At 72.9% G+C, this 17,046-nt stretch carries 18 protein-coding genes; 7 read left to right on the plus strand and 11 right to left on the minus strand.

Translation table 11 applies throughout. From position 1 onward, the window contains the following. Nucleotides 1-221: 221 nt before the first annotated feature. The 4 genes from VIG76_RS08660 to VIG76_RS08675 all read right to left on the minus strand — a co-directional run bounded on the left by VIG76_RS08660 (nt 222) and on the right by VIG76_RS08675 (nt 3,395). Nucleotides 222-1,376: a redoxin domain-containing protein gene (locus VIG76_RS08660; protein ID WP_331953178.1), complete on the minus strand. Its 1,155-nt coding sequence runs from the start codon at nt 1,374-1,376 to the stop codon at nt 222-224. Beyond that, nucleotides 1,373-2,197, minus strand: coding sequence for a cytochrome c biogenesis CcdA family protein (locus VIG76_RS08665; RefSeq protein ID WP_331953180.1), 825 nt, complete (start codon nt 2,195-2,197; stop codon nt 1,373-1,375). The genes VIG76_RS08660 and VIG76_RS08665 overlap by 4 nt, the downstream gene beginning before the upstream one ends. After that, nucleotides 2,197-3,141 carry a cytochrome c oxidase assembly protein gene (locus tag VIG76_RS08670; RefSeq protein ID WP_331953182.1) on the minus strand — a complete coding sequence of 315 codons (945 nt, stop codon included), beginning with the start codon at nt 3,139-3,141 and terminating at the stop codon, nt 2,197-2,199. The genes VIG76_RS08665 and VIG76_RS08670 overlap by 1 nt, the downstream gene beginning before the upstream one ends. Nucleotides 3,142-3,242: 101 nt before the next feature. Further along, nucleotides 3,243-3,395: a hypothetical protein gene (locus tag VIG76_RS08675; RefSeq protein WP_331953184.1), complete on the minus strand. Its 153-nt coding sequence runs from the start codon at nt 3,393-3,395 to the stop codon at nt 3,243-3,245. A gap of 133 nt (nt 3,396-3,528) precedes the next feature. Here VIG76_RS08675 and VIG76_RS08680 point away from each other — a divergent pair, with 133 nt between their 5' ends. Beyond that, nucleotides 3,529-4,149: a TetR/AcrR family transcriptional regulator gene (locus VIG76_RS08680; protein ID WP_331953186.1), complete on the plus strand. Its 621-nt coding sequence runs from the start codon at nt 3,529-3,531 to the stop codon at nt 4,147-4,149. 3 nt (nt 4,150-4,152) lie between these two features. On the opposite strand, the gene VIG76_RS08685 is transcribed toward VIG76_RS08680, so the two are convergent. Together VIG76_RS08685 and VIG76_RS08690 are read right to left on the minus strand one after the other, a co-directional pair. Beyond that, nucleotides 4,153-5,178, minus strand: a complete 1,026-nt coding sequence (locus tag VIG76_RS08685) for an AAA family ATPase (RefSeq protein ID WP_331953188.1) — start codon at nt 5,176-5,178, stop codon at nt 4,153-4,155. Between the two features lie 61 nt (nt 5,179-5,239). Further along, nucleotides 5,240-6,058 carry an ArsR/SmtB family transcription factor gene (locus tag VIG76_RS08690; RefSeq protein ID WP_331953190.1) on the minus strand — a complete coding sequence of 273 codons (819 nt, stop codon included), beginning with the start codon at nt 6,056-6,058 and terminating at the stop codon, nt 5,240-5,242. Between the two features lie 134 nt (nt 6,059-6,192). Here VIG76_RS08690 and VIG76_RS08695 point away from each other — a divergent pair, with 134 nt between their 5' ends. From VIG76_RS08695 to VIG76_RS08710, 4 genes are all read left to right on the plus strand, one after another. Then, a complete protein-coding gene (locus VIG76_RS08695) occupies nt 6,193-7,341 on the plus strand; it encodes a glycoside hydrolase family 3 N-terminal domain-containing protein (RefSeq protein ID WP_331953192.1) in 1,149 nt (382 codons plus the stop codon). A gap of 91 nt (nt 7,342-7,432) precedes the next feature. Continuing rightward, entirely contained in the window at nt 7,433-7,993 is a 561-nt protein-coding gene (locus VIG76_RS08700; protein ID WP_331953194.1) for an RNA polymerase sigma factor, read from the plus strand. Further along, the gene (locus VIG76_RS08705) at nt 7,983-8,705 is read left to right on the plus strand and encodes a hypothetical protein (RefSeq protein ID WP_331953196.1); all 723 of its coding nucleotides are present in this window, start codon (nt 7,983-7,985) and stop codon (nt 8,703-8,705) included. Before VIG76_RS08700 ends, VIG76_RS08705 begins: the two co-directional genes overlap by 11 nt. Nucleotides 8,706-8,733: 28 nt before the next feature. After that, nucleotides 8,734-9,888, plus strand: coding sequence for a hypothetical protein (locus VIG76_RS08710; RefSeq protein WP_331953198.1), 1,155 nt, complete (start codon nt 8,734-8,736; stop codon nt 9,886-9,888). Here the strand turns inward: VIG76_RS08710 and VIG76_RS08715 are convergent. After that, nucleotides 9,869-10,609 carry a gamma-glutamyl-gamma-aminobutyrate hydrolase family protein gene (locus tag VIG76_RS08715; RefSeq protein ID WP_331953200.1) on the minus strand — a complete coding sequence of 247 codons (741 nt, stop codon included), beginning with the start codon at nt 10,607-10,609 and terminating at the stop codon, nt 9,869-9,871. The two genes, VIG76_RS08710 and VIG76_RS08715, sit on opposite strands and share 20 nt — an antisense overlap. 49 nt (nt 10,610-10,658) lie before the next feature. Beyond that, nucleotides 10,659-12,338: a C1 family peptidase gene (locus VIG76_RS08720; RefSeq protein WP_331953202.1), complete on the minus strand. Its 1,680-nt coding sequence runs from the start codon at nt 12,336-12,338 to the stop codon at nt 10,659-10,661. Between the two features lie 308 nt (nt 12,339-12,646). Between VIG76_RS08720 and VIG76_RS08725 the strand changes: the two genes are divergently transcribed. Beyond that, on the plus strand, nt 12,647-13,891 hold the full coding sequence (locus VIG76_RS08725; protein WP_331953204.1) for an SGNH/GDSL hydrolase family protein: 1,245 nt from the start codon (nt 12,647-12,649) through the stop codon (nt 13,889-13,891). 24 nt (nt 13,892-13,915) lie between these two features. Here the strand turns inward: VIG76_RS08725 and VIG76_RS08730 are convergent, their stop codons facing one another. Next, nucleotides 13,916-14,734 carry an alpha/beta fold hydrolase gene (locus VIG76_RS08730; RefSeq protein WP_331953206.1) on the minus strand — a complete coding sequence of 273 codons (819 nt, stop codon included), beginning with the start codon at nt 14,732-14,734 and terminating at the stop codon, nt 13,916-13,918. A gap of 85 nt (nt 14,735-14,819) precedes the next feature. Between VIG76_RS08730 and VIG76_RS08735 the strand changes: the two genes are divergently transcribed. Then, nucleotides 14,820-15,701, plus strand: coding sequence for an alanyl-tRNA editing protein (locus VIG76_RS08735; RefSeq protein WP_331953208.1), 882 nt, complete (start codon nt 14,820-14,822; stop codon nt 15,699-15,701). On the opposite strand, the gene VIG76_RS08740 is transcribed toward VIG76_RS08735, so the two are convergent. Together VIG76_RS08740 and VIG76_RS08745 are read right to left on the minus strand one after the other, a co-directional pair. After that, nucleotides 15,698-16,504, minus strand: coding sequence for a hypothetical protein (locus tag VIG76_RS08740; RefSeq protein ID WP_331953210.1), 807 nt, complete (start codon nt 16,502-16,504; stop codon nt 15,698-15,700). The genes VIG76_RS08735 and VIG76_RS08740 overlap by 4 nt on opposite strands. Continuing rightward, nucleotides 16,501-17,037 carry an RNA polymerase sigma factor gene (locus VIG76_RS08745; RefSeq protein WP_331953212.1) on the minus strand — a complete coding sequence of 179 codons (537 nt, stop codon included), beginning with the start codon at nt 17,035-17,037 and terminating at the stop codon, nt 16,501-16,503. Before VIG76_RS08745 ends, VIG76_RS08740 begins: the two co-directional genes overlap by 4 nt. Nucleotides 17,038-17,046: the final 9 nt, after the last annotated feature.

Raw genomic sequence — 17,046 nt, forward strand, 5'->3', positions numbered from 1 at the left:
CGACCGGTGACGAGCGACAGCCCGGGGACCGACGGCCCCGCGGACGACGACCAGCTGGTGCGGTGCCCGTCCTGCGACTCGGGCGAGCACGTCGACATCCGATCGACCTCGAGTCGGTCCTGGGTCGCGTCGTGCGCCACCTGCGCGTCGGAATGGGCGTTGGCCGACCCTCGAGGGTAGGCAGCCCGGGCGTCATGCGCTCGCTTCCGCAGGCGCGAACCTCAGCCCTGGCTCGGCAGGACCGAGAGCAGGTAGGCGAGCTGGTCGGCGGTGAGCAGCCCGGGGTGCGTGGTCACGATCCGGCCCGACGGATCGAGGATGACCGTGTACGGCAGTCCCGTGACGCCGAAGCGCTGCGCGACGCCGCCTGTCGGGTCGACGCCGACCGGATAGGTCACGCCGGTCCTGGCGAGGAGGGCGCGAGCGGCAGGAGCCTGGTCGGCGACGTCGACCCCGACGAAGGCGATGTGATCGCCGGTCTTCCGGTACTCCTGCTCGATGCCGGGGAGCTCGGTGCCGCAGACGGTGCAGGTGCTCGAGAAGAACGTGAGCACGGTGGCGCGATGATCTCCCGCGAGGGCGATCGGGTCTCCGCCGCCGAGTCGCGCCAGCGCGGTCGGCACGATCGTCGCCGCCGATCCGCTCGCGGCCGGCACCGCGCCCGCCACCGCGTGACGCTCGCCGGCGGGGAGGGTCGACTCGGCGGCGTCGGCGAGGGCGTGGCCGAAGGCGGCGGTGTTCGCCGTCTCCGTGCCGTACATGCCCATGAGCCGCTCCCGCCCTGAGGGATCGATGAACACGAGGTCCGTGCCGTGCTCGATCGTGCGGTGCTGCCGGTCGAGCTTCACCTCCTCCTGGTAGGCGCGCTCGACGGCCGACAGCCGCTCGGGGCTGCCGGTGTCGTAGGTCCAGTTCGGGGTCGAGCCGAGGCCGTGCTCGTCGGTCCATGCCCGCACATCCTTGGCGGACGGATGGAAGGGGTTCACGTTCACGGAGAGGAACGCGACCCGGCTGCGGTCGGCGCCGAGATCGCGGTCGGCGACGAGCACATCCTGCGCGAGGAGCGTGCAGATGTCCGTGCACCGGTCGTCGTTGAACGAGAGGACCACCGCCTTCCCTCGGAAGTCGCTGAGGTGCGACGGGGCGCCGTGCTGATCGGTCAGGGTGAAGCCCGGCGCCTCGGTCGGCGTCATCGGCTCCGCAGCGAGCAGGGTCGTCTCGGCGTCGCTGAGGTGGGTGTCGCCCGGACCGGCCATGGATGCGGAGGAGCGGATGGGGACGAGGGCGACCACCGCCACCACGACGCCCAGCGCGACGGCGACCGCGACCGCTCCCCAGAGGACGGCGAGCACGGGGTCGCGCTTCAGCGCCGTCATCGGCGGGCTCCGGTCCGCAGCTCGTGCGCGGCTACGACGACGAGCCACGCGACCACGACGGCCCCGAGCGCGGCCCCGAGCAGGGCGGGGCTCGCCCCGAGCACCGCCGCGAGGCGACCCTGGGTCGCGAGGATCACCGCCGGCCCCGGCACCCCGAGGTCGCGGAGCCCGACGAACGCGAGGCAGACCCCGGTCACGCCGGTGGCGATCGCGCCGAGCAGGGGCGTGATCCTGCCGATCCCCGACGTCCGCCGCGCTGTCGCGGATCCGGACATCGTGACGAGCAGGCCGATACCGGCGACGAGCACCCCCATGCCCAACGCGTACGCCGCGCCGGCCACGAGCGCGCCGGTCCAGCCGTGCGTCGCGGCGGCGTCGCCGATCGCGGCGGCGAAGAGGGGAAGCGCGCAGCCGAGCGAGCCGGCTCCGTACGCGACGCCGAAGCCGAACGCCGCAGCCGGTCCCGCGCCCCGGCCGAGCACCCGAGCCGGCGGCCCGACGGCCGGCATCCGGCCGAGCACCGACAGCACCGCGATGAGGACGAGCGCCGCGCCGACCATCACGAGCAGAGCGGGTACGGCGGCGAGCACGGCGTGCAGCACGAGCGACGCCGTCGCCCCGACCACCGAGAACACCGCCACGAACCCCAGGGTCATCGCCGCGGAGTTCAGCAGCGACGCACGGGCGCGGGCCGCGAGGGGAGCATCGGTCCGGCCGGCAGCACTGAATCGGGCGAGATAGGCCGGCAGCAGCGGGAACCCGCAGGGGTTCACTGCGGCGAGCAGCCCCAGCGGGAAGACGGTGGCGAGCAGCAACCGCATCAGCCGTGCTCCGCGAGGCGTGCCAACCGGGCGTTGTACGCGGTCAGCTCGTCCTCGTCGCGCCGGGCGGCTGCGGCGGAGCGCGTCGTCCCGCGCCGGGCGTCCGTGCGCTGCCAGCGCATCATGAGCACGCCGAGCACGAGGAGGGTCGGGATCTCGGTGAAGGCCCACGCGATCCCCCCGCCGGCCTGCTGATCCGGCAGGGGCGCCACCCCGACCATCCGGGACAGCGACCCGTAGATCGGCTCGAGCACCGCCGGCGACATCATGAGCGCGATCCCGAAGAACGCGTGGAACGGCACGGCCGCGACGAGCTCGAGCAGTGGGACAAGGGGCGTGCTGAACGAGCGCAGCCCGTGCGTGCTGGGCCGCGGCGACGGGTCGACGCCGAGGATGCCCCAGAAGTACAGCCATCCCACCGCGACGAAGTGGATGAGCATCAGGTTGTGGCCCCACATCGTGCTCATGAGCGCGTTGAACACGGGCGTGAAGTAGAGGCCGTAGAGGCTGACGAGGAAGATCGCGGACACGACCACCGGATGGGTGAGGAACCGGGCGAACCGGCTGTGCAGCAGGGCGAGCAGGGCTCGCCGCGCCCTCGAACGGGCCGGGACCACCCGGAGCAGCAGCGTGACGGGCGCACCCAGGACGAGCAGGATCGGCGTCAGCATGCCGAGCACCATGTGCTGCACCATGTGGAGGCTGAACAGCTCCATGCCGTAGCCGTCCAGGCCGGTCGCGGTGACGGCGACGACCGAGAGCGTCCCCGCCGTCCACCAGGCGATCCGCCCGCCTGGCCAGCGGTCGCCCCGGCGCCGCAGCACGGCCACCCCGCAGAGATAGGCGGCGAGCAGCATCAGCGCGCCCGCAGGCAGCACCGGCACCGGCTGCAGGTGGATCGCCAGGACGCGCCACAGCGTCGGCGGCAGCATCGGCATCCACATCAGGCCACTCATCCAGCCACCAGGAGGCGTCCGGAGACCGACGATCGCATCAATGCACTATAGCAACATATGCATGAATGCAGGCATCGCCGACGGAGTCGTCACGGCGGGGTGGACTCGGGCGAGGGCTCGAGGTCCACCGGGCCGTTCGGGACGACCCGCAGGGCGGCGAGCGCCACCTGCTCGAACGCGGCCCGGCGGACCAGCGGCGACGCCATCGCCCCCTCGTCGCGGATGCCCGGAGGGGACGTCACCTCCGGATCGATCCGATTCCTCCCCTCCCACCACGATTCGGGCACGTCCGGACGCGCGCCGCTCCACGATCACAGGGACGTCGGGCGAAGATGTGCCTCGGACACGGCCACCGACGTTCGAGCGAGGAGAACGATGCTGGGACGGAAGCGCGCGAAGACGGCGGAGCACGAGGACCGGGTCGTCGGCGACGAGGAGATCCTCGCGGCCGCCAAGACCCTCCTCGCCAGCGACGGACTGATCGCGATCACGCCGCAGCGCCTCGCCGCCGCCGCGGGCGTCCCCGCGGACCGGTTCGACGTCGAGGCGGTCGCCGCGCAGGCGTACCGGGAGACGGCCGTCGCCGAGATCGCCGAGGTCCGGCGCACCGTGCTGGCCAACCCGTCGCCCGTCGAGCAGATGCGCGCGCTCCTCAGCTGGCTCTCGACCGCCCCGGAGGACAGCGACGGCGTCCGCCTGGAGGCCTGGGCGCTCGCCCGCCACAACCCGGGGCTGCGCAGCGCCGTGCAGGACGGCGAGGCCGCCTGGCACGGGCTCGTCGCATCCGTGATCCGCCGCGGCGCCAGAAGCGGAGAGTTCCCGCAGGCGGATGCCGACGACATCGCCGCGCACGTCATCTCCCTCATCGACGGCATCAACGCATACCAGCTGATCGGCTACCGGTCCGACTTCGATCGGATGCGGCTGCTCACGCGGGTCGTCCAGGCCGAGCTCGGGATGATCTGGGGCCCGAAGCTGGCGGACGCGCTCTCGTAGCGGTCAGCCGAGCCAGCGCCGCCAGCGTGACGGGCCGGGATCCGGGCCGCGCCACTCGCCGAGCGCCGCGGCGGCCTCGGCGATGTCGTCGGCGGTGAGGGTGGTGACCTCGTCGCGGTCGAGCGAGTCGACGGTCCGGTCCTCACCCTGCGCGAGGCGCAGCGCCTGGCGGTTCAGGGTCTGCTCGAAGAGCGTCCGCGCGAACCGCGCGTTGCCCGACTCGTCGCCCCGCTGCAGTCCCGACAGGATGCGGCGCAGCATCTCGTCCGCGCCCGGCGCGAGCGTGTACTCGTGCTGGGCGACGATCGTGCCGAAGATCGCCTCGAGCTCCGCCGTCGAGTAGTCGGGGAACCGGATCTCACGGGCGAACCGGGAGCGCAGGCCCGGGTTCGACAGCAGGAACGACTCCATCAGCCGCGGGTAGCCGGCGACGATCACGACGAGGCGATGGCGGTGGTCCTCCATCCGCTTCAGCAGCACCTCGATCGCCTCGGGGCCGAAGTCGAGCCGCCCCTCGCCCTCGGGGGCCAGCGAGTAGGCCTCGTCGATGAACAGCACGCCGTCGAGCGCCTTGCGGATGACCCGGTCCGTCTTGATCGCGGTCGCGCCGACGTACTGCCCGACGAGCCCGGCCCGGTCGACCTCGACGAGGTGCCCCTTCTGCAGCAGCCCCACCGCGCGGTACATCTCGGCGAGCAGCCGCGCCACGGTCGTCTTGCCGGTGCCCGGGTTGCCGGCGAACACGAGGTGCTGCGAGGTGGCGACCTCGGGCAGGCCATGGGCCTTGCGGCGGGCCTGCACCTGCAGGAAGGCGACGAGCCCCCGCACCTGCTCCTTCACCGTCTCGAGCCCGATGAGGGCGTCGAGCTCGGCCTGGATCACCGGCAGCGGCCGCGCCGGTGCGGCGCGGCCGCTGAACAGGTCGCCGACGATCCCCTCGACGCCCTCGAGGCCGGGCTTGCGCAGCTGATCACCCACGCGGCCGAGGGTGTCGCGGAGGTCGTCGAGGGAGGGGCGGCGAGTGGCCATGCGCGGAGCCTAGGCGCGGGAGATGGGCGCTGCGGGAGCGGCCGGTCGCGCCCCCATCCGATCAGCCGGCGACCGCCTCTGCGCCCTCCACCTGAAGGTACCGGCCCGACTCCAGGAAGGTCTTGAGCCCCGACAGCACGATCGGCCAGCCGCGGCTGATGTCGGGCAGCACGACGCTGCCGGGCCGGAAGCCGGAGTGCGTCACGGTGAGGCGGGTCTCCGTGCCGTTCGGGGTCAGCTCGTACGTGACGACGGATCGCGGCTCGGCCGCGGCCTGCTCCACCATCCCGTCCGGGTACCCGATCGAGTCCACGAACTCCTTCGTGTAGGCGGTCCACGAGTACGACAGCCGCGAGTACGGGTCGTACTCCTTCACGACCATCTCCTCGTCGCCGATGCGGATGCCGCGGTTCGTGTGGAACACGGACCACCGGCTCCCAGGCGTCCAGTCGGTCTCGAACTCCATGCCCCAGTACCGGCGCGTGAAGGCGGGGTCGGTCAGGCCGCGCCAGACGAGCTCGGGCGGCGCCTCGATGTAGGTGGTGTAGACGAAATCGGACTCGGTCATGGCGGTGCTCTCCAATGCGGACTTGAGGTCGGTGAGCGCGGCGATGCGCCCCCGGTCGTACTTGCGGATCCAGCGGTCGGAGATCGCGTTGATCGGCTCGGCGTTCAGGTGGTGCAGCTTCTCCCTGCCCCGGCGCACCGTCGTGATGAGGTTCGCCCGCTCGAGGATCTCGAGGTGCTTGCTCACCGATTGACGGGCCATGGCGAGCCGGGAGCCGAGGGCGCTGAGCGTCTGGCCGTCCTGCTCCATGAGGCTGTCCAGCAGCGCCCGGCGCGAGGGATCGGCGAGCGCCTTGAAGACCTCGTCGTCCATGATGGCTTCTCCAAACCGGCAGCCGGATGGCTGCCTATGCGAAGGATAGGCAGCCGTTCGACTGCACGTCAAGAACCACTCTCGCCTACCAGCACTCACGGCGCATCCGCAAGTCTCGGGACTACCTTTCGCAGATGAAGCACAGGGCTTCGGCAGCCTGCGTCGCCGTTCTCTGCACGGCGGCGCTCCTCCCGGCCATGACTGCGGCCGCAGCCCCCTCAGGACCGGCCCGTGCGGCCGTCGCATCCGCGACCAGCCCGGCGCAGGCCGCGTTCGACTCGATGAGCGTCGCCGAGCGGGTCGGCCAGCTCATCATGATCGGCTGCTCGAGCACCTCCGCCGGCCCCGGCTGCCTCTCCGCGATCCCGCAGGAGCACATCGGCTCCGTCATCCTCGACGGCACCAGCCACCTCAGCATCGCCCAGGAGCACGGCGTCACCGCGGCGTTGCAGGCGCGCGCGCCGGCACACCTGAAGCTGTTCGTCGCCACGGATCAGGAGGGCGGCTACGTGCGCCGGATGCAGGGGCCCGGCTTCACCGACTACTCGACCGCGCTCGTCCAGGGCGGCTGGTACACCTCCTCCCTGCAGCACTGGGCGACGACCTGGGGCGCCCAGCTGAAGTCCGCGGGGATCAACGTGAACCTGGCTCCGGTCCTCGACACCGTGCCACTGGGCGACAGGAACAACCCACCGATCGGCGACCTCGACCGGGAGTACGCCCACGACGCGGCCGATGTGACGACGCAGGGCACCGCGGTGCTCCGCGGACTGGCTGCAGGGGGTGTCGACGCGACGGCGAAGCACTTCCCGGGCCTCGGCCAGGTCACCGGGAACACCGACACGACCGCCGGTGTCACCGACACGCACATCACGACGACGAGCGCCTACCTGAAGCCGTTCGCCGCGGCCGTGAAGGCGCACGTGCCGTTCGTGATGATCTCGACGGCGATCTACGAGAAGATCGACGCGAAGGAGCCGGCCGCGTTCTCGCCGCCGATCATCACCGGGATGCTGCGGAAGACGATGGGCTTCACCGGCGTCGTCATCAGCGACGACCTCGGCGCCGCGAAGCAGGTCGCCTCCTTCTCGGTGGGATCCCGTGCCTGGCGGTTCGTGGGCGCCGGCGGGGACATCGTCCTCACGGTGAAGGCCGCGGATGCGCCGGCGATGATCGCGGCGATCCTCGCGCGGATGAAGACCAGCACCACGTTCACGAAGCAGGTGAACGCCTCGGTGATGCGGGTGCTCACCGCGAAGCAGGCGCGCGGCCTGCTGAACTGACGCGCAGCGCGCATCCGTCCGGAATCCGGACGCGCGAGAACACGTCGCGTCCTCCGGGAACCGATCGGCCCCTGCCGGACACTTCATAGGTGTGAGCACGGATGACGCCGACGACTGGGGGCGCGCGATCGCGGGCGACGGTGAGGCCTTCGGCCGCATCTTCGACCGCCATCGGCCTCGCGTGCAGCGGCACCTCTGGCGACTGCTGACCTGCACGCAGGACGTCGAGGACGCGGTGGCCATCGTCTTCCTCGAGGCGTGGCGCAAGCGGGCCACCATCCCGGTCGTGCAGGGGTCGCTGATCCCGTGGCTGCTGCTCACCGCCACCAACGTGGCGAACAACGTGCGGCGCAGCGGGCGCCGCTACCAGGCGCTGCTCGCGCAGCTCCCGCCGCCGAGCCACGCGAACCAGGACTCCGACTCGTTCGACGAGCCGGACGTCGTGATCGCGCTCCGCGGGCTCTCGCTCGCCGACCAGCAGGTGCTGACCCTCTGCGTGCTCGAGGGCTGGTCCGAGCTCGAGGTCGCGACCGCGCTCCGCGTGCGCCCCGGCACCGTCAAGTCGCGGCTGCACCGCGCGAAGAAGCGCCTCGCCGAGCGGTTCGGCTCCCTCGCCTCATCACCCCTCGAAGGAATCACCCATGGCCTCTGAGCCTGTGACCACAGACCGGGACGCCGCGCTCCGCCGGCTGCTCATCGACCGCGTCGAGGCGACCGCGGTCCCGAACCGCACCTCGACGGCACGATCCACGAGCCGCCACCCGCTGGGGACCGGCCTCGTGACCGCCTTCGTGTCGATCGCGGTCGTCGCGGTCTCGGCCACCGCGCTCGTGCTCGGCGAGGCGCCGCACACGGCGCCTGCCGGTGCCCCCAAGCACGGCACCGGGCCGGACACCGGCCTCACCACGCCGGTCACCTCGTCGCCGACGCCCACGACCCCGGACCCGTCGCCGTCGCCCGTCGCACCAAGCCCTGCGCAGACGACGACGGCGCCCGACCCGGCTCCCAGCGGGACCACGCAGCTCATCACCCACGCGGGGTGGCACGACATCACCAGGGATCAGCTCCACTCCTACGTCGTCGCGACCTCGTGGGGGATGGGCGACCCCACGAACGGCGCGATCTGGGAGGAGCAGGCCTGGCTCGACAAGCAGTGCATGGCGAGCAAGGGCTACCTCTTCGACCCCATCAGCGTGGGGCGCGGCACCGGCACGACGTACGGCGACAGCGGCCTGACCCCGGAGCAGCTGCAGGGCTATCAGGAGGCCATGTACGGGCCGTCGACCGACGCACCGTACGACTGGCGCACCGCCGGATGCCACGGCCTCTCGGTGCACGAGACCGGCCAGGACAACGCGCACTGACGCGCGCCACCCCCACCAGGAGATCGACATGAACCGCCATCCCGTTCTGCTCGGAGCCGTCACGGCCCTCGCCGTGGGCGTCCTCGCCGGGTGCAGCCACGCCGTGCCGGCCACGCCCGGCGGCCCGGGCGCATCCGCCGCGCCGGTGGCGACCCCGGACGCGTCCCCGTCGCCCACTCCGACGGCGAGCGCGGCGACCGCAAGCGCCCCGCTCAGGTGCGACGACCTCCTCACCCACGCGCAGCTGCTCGCGGCGGCACAGGGTCCGCACTCCCCCGCGAATCGCACGGTGAGCGTCACCAGCACGGCGGGAGGCACGATCACCGCCGAGACCGCGGTGCAGGGCGCCGGCGGCCTCAGCTGCGCCTGGCGGATCGCCGGCGAGGGCGCCGCGACCGATGACGTGGTGGTGAACGCCGCCGTGCTTCCCGGCGCCGCGAAGGACTGGAGCGCGCAGATGTTCGGTGACGCCCCGACCGCGAAGCGGCGGGTCTTCGCCGGGATCTCGGCGGCCGCCACCTGCGGCGACCCCGGCTGCGGCGCATCCGCCGCGGTGGGGTCGAGCTGGGTCCGCGTCGACCTGCTCACCGTCGGACTCGCCGAAGGCACCTCGGTCTTCGCCGGCGAGACGGAGGACACCCTCTTCACCAACGCCGGGCCGGCCATCGCAGCCGTGTTCGCCACCGTGCAGCACGCGAGCGCCGCGCAGCTGCGGTTCCCCTCGCACGTCGGCACCCGCGCCACCTCGGACTGCCGGACGTTCGTGAAGCCCGGCCCGCTCGCGGCAGCGATGGGCGTCCGATCGACCTCCTACGCCGACCCGCGGTACCCCGACAGCGTCTCCGACTCGATCGCCGGCGCCGCGGAGCACCGCATCGGCGTGTCCTCCTGCTTCGTGAACGGCTCGGGCACCGGCCCGAACAGCACCGCGAAGATCACGATCGCGCCCGATCAGGCCGGGGCCGTCGCCGCCATGGCGGCGGATCCGAAGGCCCGCGGCCCGCTGAAGCCCGTCACGCTGGCGAACCAGGTCGCCGGGGAGCACGCGCTGACGGACTGCTCCAGCAGCAGCAGCCCGAACGAGTGCTCGGTGGTCTTCTCGCTCGGAACCACGGCGATCCAGGTCGACGACGGCATCCGCTCGAAGCAGATCGCGGAGGCGATCATCGCCGAAGCGCGGTGACTCCGAGCTCGGCGGCCTCCTTCAGGGCGATGAAGAGCGGAAGCCGCTGCTCCTCGGCCGCGACCTCCGGATGCCACTGGACGCCGACCACCCAGCGGCCGGCGTCCTCCGTCTCGACCCCTTCGACGAGCCCGTCGGCGGCGAAGGCCGTGGGGCGGAGGCCGCTGCCGATGCGCGCGACCGCCTGGTGGTGCCCGGACTGCACGGCGAGCGCCGGCGCGAAGCCGTAGGCGGCGGCGCAACGGCTGCCGGGCTCCACCTGCACGTCGTGCACCGCGAACGCGAACTCAGCAGCGGCGGGCAGCCGATGGACCACCGAGGACTCGGCGACGTCCACCTCCAGGCTGCCCCCGAGCACGACGTTCAGCAGCTGCATCCCGCGGCAGATCGCGAGCACGGGGCGCCCGTGGTCGAGCGCGTGCTGCAGCACCGCGACGTCGAGCTCGTCCTGCTCAGCGCTCACGCCCCAGAGCGTCGGGTCGTCGGCGGGGCCGCCGTAGCGGGCAGGCGACACGTCGCCGCCGCCGGGGACGACGAAGCCGTCGCAGTCCCCGATCCCGCGCAACCCGGCCTCGAGCAGCACCGGCTCCGCGCCGGAGCGGCGCACGAGGCCGACGATCGCGGCGAAGAGCTCGTCGACGGCTGCCACGAGCGCATCCGGTGTGCCGTCCTCCGCGTGGAGGCGGACGGGGATGCCGATGGCGGGGCGGTCGTCGATCACCCGTCCATCCTCGCCGACCCCGCCGCGGCTTCGCGCGAAGCCGATCGCGTCAGCTCTGCTGGTCCTGGTACCAGTACGGCCCGGACGAGTGCCACTTCACCGTCATGGTCGTGACGGTCGCGGTGCTCCACCTGCCTGCCTTGTTCTTCGCCCAGACGGAGAGCACGTAGGTCGAGAGGTGCTGCGGCACGGTGCTCGAGGCGTGGTGCTTCACGGTCCGCAGGAGCGTCACGAGCGAGCGGTGCGTCGAGGAGACGGACCAGCTGTGGCTGTAGCGCACCCGGCCGGCCGACTTGCCGACGATCGACACCTTGTACTGGGTGATCGTGCTGTTGCCGCTGAACGAGGGCTTCCGCCAGGCGATCCCCATGTGGGCCGCCGAGAGGCTCGGCCAGCCCGTCGCCGGAGCTCCCGGGGCCAGCGCCGGGATGGGCTTGATGGTGGGCATCGGCGGAGTCGCGCGAGCGGCACCCGGAACGGGGTCGGTCAGCACGGTCTCATCCGCGGCATACGCGCTCGGCTGGAAGGTGAAGGTCTGCGGGTCGCCGGAGCCGGAACGGTCCTTCGCGACGACCGTCACGGTGTACGACACGTCGTTGTCGGGCACGTCCGTGAAGCGCGCCGAGGTGACGGACGGGTCGTCGATGTCGACGGTCTGCGTCGAGTGGTCGTCGCCGGTGAGGGTGGCGGTGTAGCCGGCGACAGGGTTCCAGGCCTCGTCCTCGTAGGAGGCGGTGCCGGTCCAGCTCGCGCTGACGGACGTGCTCGCCCCAGCCGTGTTCTGGACCGAAGCGGTGAAGCCGTCGACCTGGCCGGGCACCGTCGACAGGCTGCTGCGGAATCCGTAGATCCACGACGCCTCGTACGTGTAGCGCTCGACGAAGGCCCAGTCGAGGGTGGCGTAGCCGTCGGCGCCCCAGCGGGTGCCCCACTGGTTCTCGATGACGACGCCCGTCGTGTTGTAGCCGACGATCAGCACGGCGTGGTCGCCGAGGTAGCTCCCGGGCGTGATGCTGCCGGCGTGCAGCACCGGGTGCGCGGCGTCCAGCCGCTCGAAGGCCCCGAAGACGGGCATGCCGAGGACGACCGGGTGCTTCTCGTGGATCGCGGTCTCGATCGCCGTGCGGGCGCCGGCGCCGGGGCCACCGTTCCCGGGCACGCTGTAGAGGTAGTGCGGCGCGGTCGTCTTCGCGGTGGCCGCCACGGCACGCTCGGCGCTGGTCGGCTTGTGCTTCCAGTCGTAGTCGCCCTGCGGGTACTTCGACTGCGGGGCGATGCCCTGGCTCATCAGCACCGAGTACGCGTCGGCGGTCGTCGACCCCCCATCCTCCCCGTGGCCGATCTGCGAGTAGAGGTACATCGGCGCATAGGTCGTGCTGCTGCCGTTGTACGCGCTGTAGTAGCCGAGCATCGAGTAGCCGATCGCCCATGCGACGCACGAGCCGACCTGCTTCTGGTCGCCGGGCGCGACGCTGCGGCCACGCAGGCTGTCCGTGTCCGGGAGCGCCGTCGCGGCGAAGGCACGCATCCGCCCGGCTCGCGGCGCGGCCTTCAGGCCGTCCGTGTTCGGCGCGACGGCGGATCCGCCACGGACGAAGCCGCCGACCGGATGCGCGGCCGGTGTGCCGCCAGGGAGGGTGGCCGCCGCGGCGGGCAGCGCCGGCTGCGCGAGCAGGGCGGTCAGCAGCGCGGCGATCGCGGCGGTGTGCAGCGCGGTCGTGAAGCGCACGATGGTTCTCCGTGGGGTCGGGCGGTCTGCTCGGGTCGGCAGCCCTCGCCGCGCTCACTCTGGAGGCGCGAGGCAGGCACCCTCCAGCGCCAGTTCGGGTGGCAGGGGTTCCCCCGGCCCCGGAACGGGTCGGCGCGCTCAGTGCGGCGCCCCCCCACATCCGGGGGTCCCGCGGGTTCCGCGCCACCCGGAGTGGGACCCGCGTTTCGGTGATGACTCGATTAGCGTGCGACCCGGTCCCCAGCGCCCCGCTCGCGGCGCGTCCGGGTGTCTTCCTTCGAGATCGCCGGATGAAAGAGGAGTGCGCCTTGGATCGTTCAACCGCCCCCCGTCATCAGACCCTGCCCGAGGTCTTCCCGGACCGGGTGGCGGCGGTCCACCGTCCTGGCCGCGCGCCGCTCCAGCTGCTGATGTTCGGCAGCGGCATCCTGGCCGGCCTCGGCCTGCCCACGCACAACGCCGGGCTGCCCGGCGCGGTCGCCGACGGGCTCGCCGCCCGCTCGGGCCGAGGGGTCGACCTCACCGTGGTGGTCGACGCCGACCCCACGAGCGAGCGCGCCGCAACCGGCCTGCTCGGCCTCCGGCTGCACCGCTTCGATTCGGTGATCGTCGTGCTCGGCGATCACCACGCGGCGAACCGCACCGGCGCGAGCCGCTTCTCGACGGACATGGAGGCCCTCGCACGGCTGCTGACGGCCGAGGTGGCCGACCGCGCCCCGATCTTCGTCTACGACTCCGCTCTCGCGATGCTCGACGTCGTGGGCGAGCGGTCCCGGCGCGTCAGGTCGGCCGCGGAGCATCACACGGCGATCAGCGAGAGCGTGCTCACCTCCCTCGGGGTGCGGTTCAAGCAGCTGATGCCCCCGACCAACCGTGCCGGGTTCGGGAGCCGGTTCTCATCCATCGCCTACCAGGCGTGGGGCGAGATCGTCGTCGAGCGGCTGCGACTCGAGCTCGCCGAGGCCGACGGCTGGGTGTCGCCGACCACCGCCGAGGCGTTCCGGCGGCTGCCGGATCTCGAACCGCTGCGCCAGGAGGCGCTCGACACGATGCGGCTCGACCCGGCCGAACGCGACGAGATCATCGACTTCCTCGTGCGACAGGCGAAGGTGGTGTTCCGCGCGGCCGGCGCCGCGGTGAACGTGATCGACCACGACCTGCAGTGGCAGGCCTCGACCACGCAGGACACGACCCTGGTCGCCCCCCGCGGCGACTCCTACTGCGATGTGACCATCCGCTCGGACGGGCTCACGCTGATCAACGACGCCGAACGTGACGCGCGGGTGCGGGAGCGGGCGTTCGTGAAGCGTGCGCGGTTCTACGCCGGCTACCCCATCCACACCTGGGACGGGTACCGGATCGGCGCGCTCTGCATCTGGGACCCCGAGCCGCGGGAGATGGCTGAGAGCGAGCTCAGCCGCCTGCGCGACTTCGCGGGGCGCATCGAGGAGGAGCTCTGGGCAGCCGCCCTGAAGCGGATCAGCGCCGCGGACGGATCGGCGCCGACCACGCAGCCGCCGCAGGTGCAGAGCAGCCGGGTGACCGTGCGCTGATCGCCCGCACCTCCTGAGCGGATCTCAGTCGCGTTCCGCGCCCGCCGTCTCCTCTGTGAGAAGCTCCGCGATACGCCGCCCCCAAGCGGCCACCGTCGGCACATCGGTCGCGACCTCGAGCCGGGCGCCGGGGAGGAGGGCGGCGAGCCGCTCGGCGCCGTCCACCGGGTGGCTCGGGTCGTCGGTCCACGCCAGGATCAGGACCTCCTGCGTGAGCCCCGCGAGCACGGCGTCGGAAGGGAAGACGCTGTCGGCCTGCCCGCGCACGACGAGCGGCAGCAGCTCCTCCGGCACCGAAGGTCGCTCGCGACGATGCCATCCGCCCTCCTGAAGCACGGGGACGGGCGGCATGGCCGTCGCGGCGCGCGTCCACGCGTCGATGCCGCGCACCTCGGCGAGGTCCGCGGCCGCGCGGAAGAGCTCCACCTGGCGATCGCGTGCGGCACCGACGGCGGGCGGCACCACGAGGACGAGCCGCCGCACCCGGTGCGGGGCGGTCGTCGCGGCCTGGAGCACGGTGCCGCAGCCCGTGGCGACGCCGAGCAGGTCGACCGGGGCGTCCGGCGACACGGTGTCGGCCAGCGCGAGCAGGTCGGCGGCGAGCGCCGGCCAGCGGTAGTCGGCCGGCTCCACCCCGCCCGTCGATCGGCCATGACCGCGGGTGTCGTAGCGGACGAGCCGGACGCCCGAGGCCGGAACGGCGCTCCAGTCGAACGCGCCCCAGGCGTCCTCGTCCGCACGGCTGCCGGTCGGCTCGTGGGTGGCGATGAGCGCCGGGCCGCGGTCCGGACCCTCGATGTCGTAGGCGATGGTCGCCGACGAGCGATCCAGGAAGCGGTCCATGAGGCTCGTCAGTCTAGGAACAGCGCCGCCAGGAACGCCGAGGGGCCGACCCCTCCCCGACGCCCGGGATCAGTAGCGTGGACGGGTGACGCTTCCCGACTCGGACACCATCGTCCTGTTCCCGGACGGCACGGTCTCGGCGGACGCCGTCGTGCTGCATGTACAGCCCCTCCCCGACGGCCGGGTGGGCGTGGTGCTGGACCGCACGCCGTTCCATCCGCTGGATCTCGCATGGCCGGACCAGGGCCCGGACCGCGGGGTGCTCGTCGCCGGCGACGACGAGTGGCCCGTGCTCGACGTGCTGATCGGCGCCGCCCAGGGCGAGGAGCTCGCCGTCGGTGACGCGATGCCGGTGCGGCCCGGCACCGAGGGCTGGACCTTCGCCGTCGTGCACGTGACGCCGTCCGACACCGAGCTGACGGCGGGGACGGCCGTGCGCGCCGCGGTCGACACCGACCTGCGGACAGCGCTGTCCGTCGGGCACACCGCCTGCCACCTCGCGTCCCTCGCGCTCGACCACGCTCTCGCGGGCGCCTGGTCGAAGCCGGTGCCGACCGACGACCTCGGCGCGCCGGCCTTCGACCGACTCGCCGTCGACCGCTCCGTCATCCGCCGCTACGGCTCGGAGGACACCTACCGGGTCGGCAGGTCCCTCCGGAAGCAGGGCTTCGATCCGTCGGCCCTCGACGACACCGAGGTGCTCTCCGCCCGCGTCGAGGCGACGCTGCGCGACTGGATCGGCACGGGTGCGCCGGTGCGGATCGACCGCGTCGACCAGGGGCTCACGGGCCGTCGCACCTGGGTGTGCGCCTTGCCGGACGGGGAGGCGCGGATCCCCTGCGGGGGCACCCACGTGGCGTCGCTCGCCGAGCTCGGGCCGATCTCGGTGCGGTTCGTCACCGAGCCGCAGAAGGGCGGGCTCGGCCTGACGATGACGACCAGGGTGACCCCGGAGCCTTCGAACTAGTCACCGCCGCCGCCGGAGCCGCCGGACCCCGATCGGCCGGAGCCGCCGTCGTGCGAGCCGTCGGAACCGCCGCTGCCCGATCCGGACCCGCCGTCGTGCGAGCCGTCGGAACCACTGCTGCCCGACCCGGAGCCGCTTCCGCGACCGCCGTGGCCGCCCTCACCGGACCCGGACCCGCCCTTGGCGCCCTCGTCGCCCGAGCCGCTGCCCGACCCCGTGGATCCGCCGGATCCGTGGGACGGGTTCCCGGAACCGGAACCGGAGCCGTCGCCCTCGCGCCCCGCGGGGCTGCCGTGCTCCTGCACGTCGCCGGATCCGCCCGTGCGAGCGGCCGGGGCCGCGACCTGCCGGGTCGGCCGCGGCACGACCGGGACCGCGGGCGGAGCGACCGGATCCGCCTCGTGCGAGACGGCAGGGCTCGGCTCGGCCACGGGCACGACCACGGCGGGGGGCCGGTGACGAGGGGCGGCGGCCGCCGGATGCGGATGCACGACCTCCACGACCGCCGCCACCGCGCCGGCGGCGCCCGTCCGGAAGTCGGGGTCGGCCGCGGCCGCCGTCACGCCGGTGCCGATCGACGCCAGCACGAGCACGCCGATGATCACGCCGCGGCGGGAGTGTCGTCCGCGCTGGGCCGCGCCGGCCCCGGAGCCGGCGAGCAGCGCGTCCACCGCCGCGGACGGCGCCGGGACCGGGCCGGCGCCGAGCGCCTTGAGGTCGGCCAGCAGGCCGCCCAGCTCCGGCTCGTCGTCGAGGTCGGACTCCGCGAGCAGCGCGAGCAGGTCGTCGTCGAGGCGGGTCATGCGAGCACCTCCGGGGCGGAGACGCGATCGCGGAGGGCGGTCAGCGCACGCCGCTGCAGCTGCTTCACGGCGCCCGGTGAGCGCTGCATCACTGCGGCGGTCGCCTCGAGCGACAGGTCGGCGACGACGCGGAGGGCGAGCACCTCGCGGTGCTCGTCGCTGAGGTGCGCGAGGTGCCCGAGCACGCCGGCCGAGCCGGCGAGCGCATCGTCCTCGGCGGATCCAGCGGTGCGGAGGTCCTCGTCCGGCACGTACTCGACGACCTCGGGAGCCCGGGTCCTCGCCCGATGGTGGTCGACCACGCGGGCGTGGGCGATCGAGAACAGCAGTGTGCGCATCCCCTCGATCCCTCCAGTCAGCTCCGCGAGCCGCGGATAGAGCGCCAGGAACACGTCCTGCGTGACGGCTTCGGCGTCCTCGACGCCGCGGGCCTTCAGGTAGCCGAGCACGACCGGTGAGAAGCGCCGGTAGGCGGTGGTGAACACGAGGGCATGGGTGTCCGCCGGGCCCTTGCGGTTCCCCTCGGCGCTCACCGGCCACCT

This window comes from Amnibacterium sp., assembly GCF_036559085.1.
GTDB lineage: Bacteria > Actinomycetota > Actinomycetes > Actinomycetales > Microbacteriaceae > Amnibacterium.

Bases quoted from the DNA above. Each gene is read 5' to 3' on its own strand.
- VIG76_RS08660 (WP_331953178.1), bottom strand. From the start codon at position 1,376: ATGACGGCGCTGAAGCGCGACCCCGTGCTCGCCGTCCTCTGGGGAGCG.
- VIG76_RS08710 (WP_331953198.1), top strand. From the start codon at position 8,734: ATGAACCGCCATCCCGTTCTGCTCGGAGCCGTCACGGCCCTCGCCGTG.
- VIG76_RS08695 (WP_331953192.1), top strand. From the start codon at position 6,193: ATGAAGCACAGGGCTTCGGCAGCCTGCGTCGCCGTTCTCTGCACGGCG.
- VIG76_RS08705 (WP_331953196.1), top strand. From the start codon at position 7,983: ATGGCCTCTGAGCCTGTGACCACAGACCGGGACGCCGCGCTCCGCCGG.
- VIG76_RS08670 (WP_331953182.1), bottom strand. From the start codon at position 3,141: ATGTGGATGCCGATGCTGCCGCCGACGCTGTGGCGCGTCCTGGCGATC.
- VIG76_RS08685 (WP_331953188.1), bottom strand. From the start codon at position 5,178: ATGGCCACTCGCCGCCCCTCCCTCGACGACCTCCGCGACACCCTCGGC.
- VIG76_RS08730 (WP_331953206.1), bottom strand. From the start codon at position 14,734: ATGGACCGCTTCCTGGATCGCTCGTCGGCGACCATCGCCTACGACATC.
- VIG76_RS08740 (WP_331953210.1), bottom strand. From the start codon at position 16,504: ATGACCCGCCTCGACGACGACCTGCTCGCGCTGCTCGCGGAGTCCGAC.
- VIG76_RS08690 (WP_331953190.1), bottom strand. From the start codon at position 6,058: ATGGACGACGAGGTCTTCAAGGCGCTCGCCGATCCCTCGCGCCGGGCG.
- VIG76_RS08680 (WP_331953186.1), top strand. From the start codon at position 3,529: ATGCTGGGACGGAAGCGCGCGAAGACGGCGGAGCACGAGGACCGGGTC.
- VIG76_RS08665 (WP_331953180.1), bottom strand. From the start codon at position 2,197: ATGCGGTTGCTGCTCGCCACCGTCTTCCCGCTGGGGCTGCTCGCCGCA.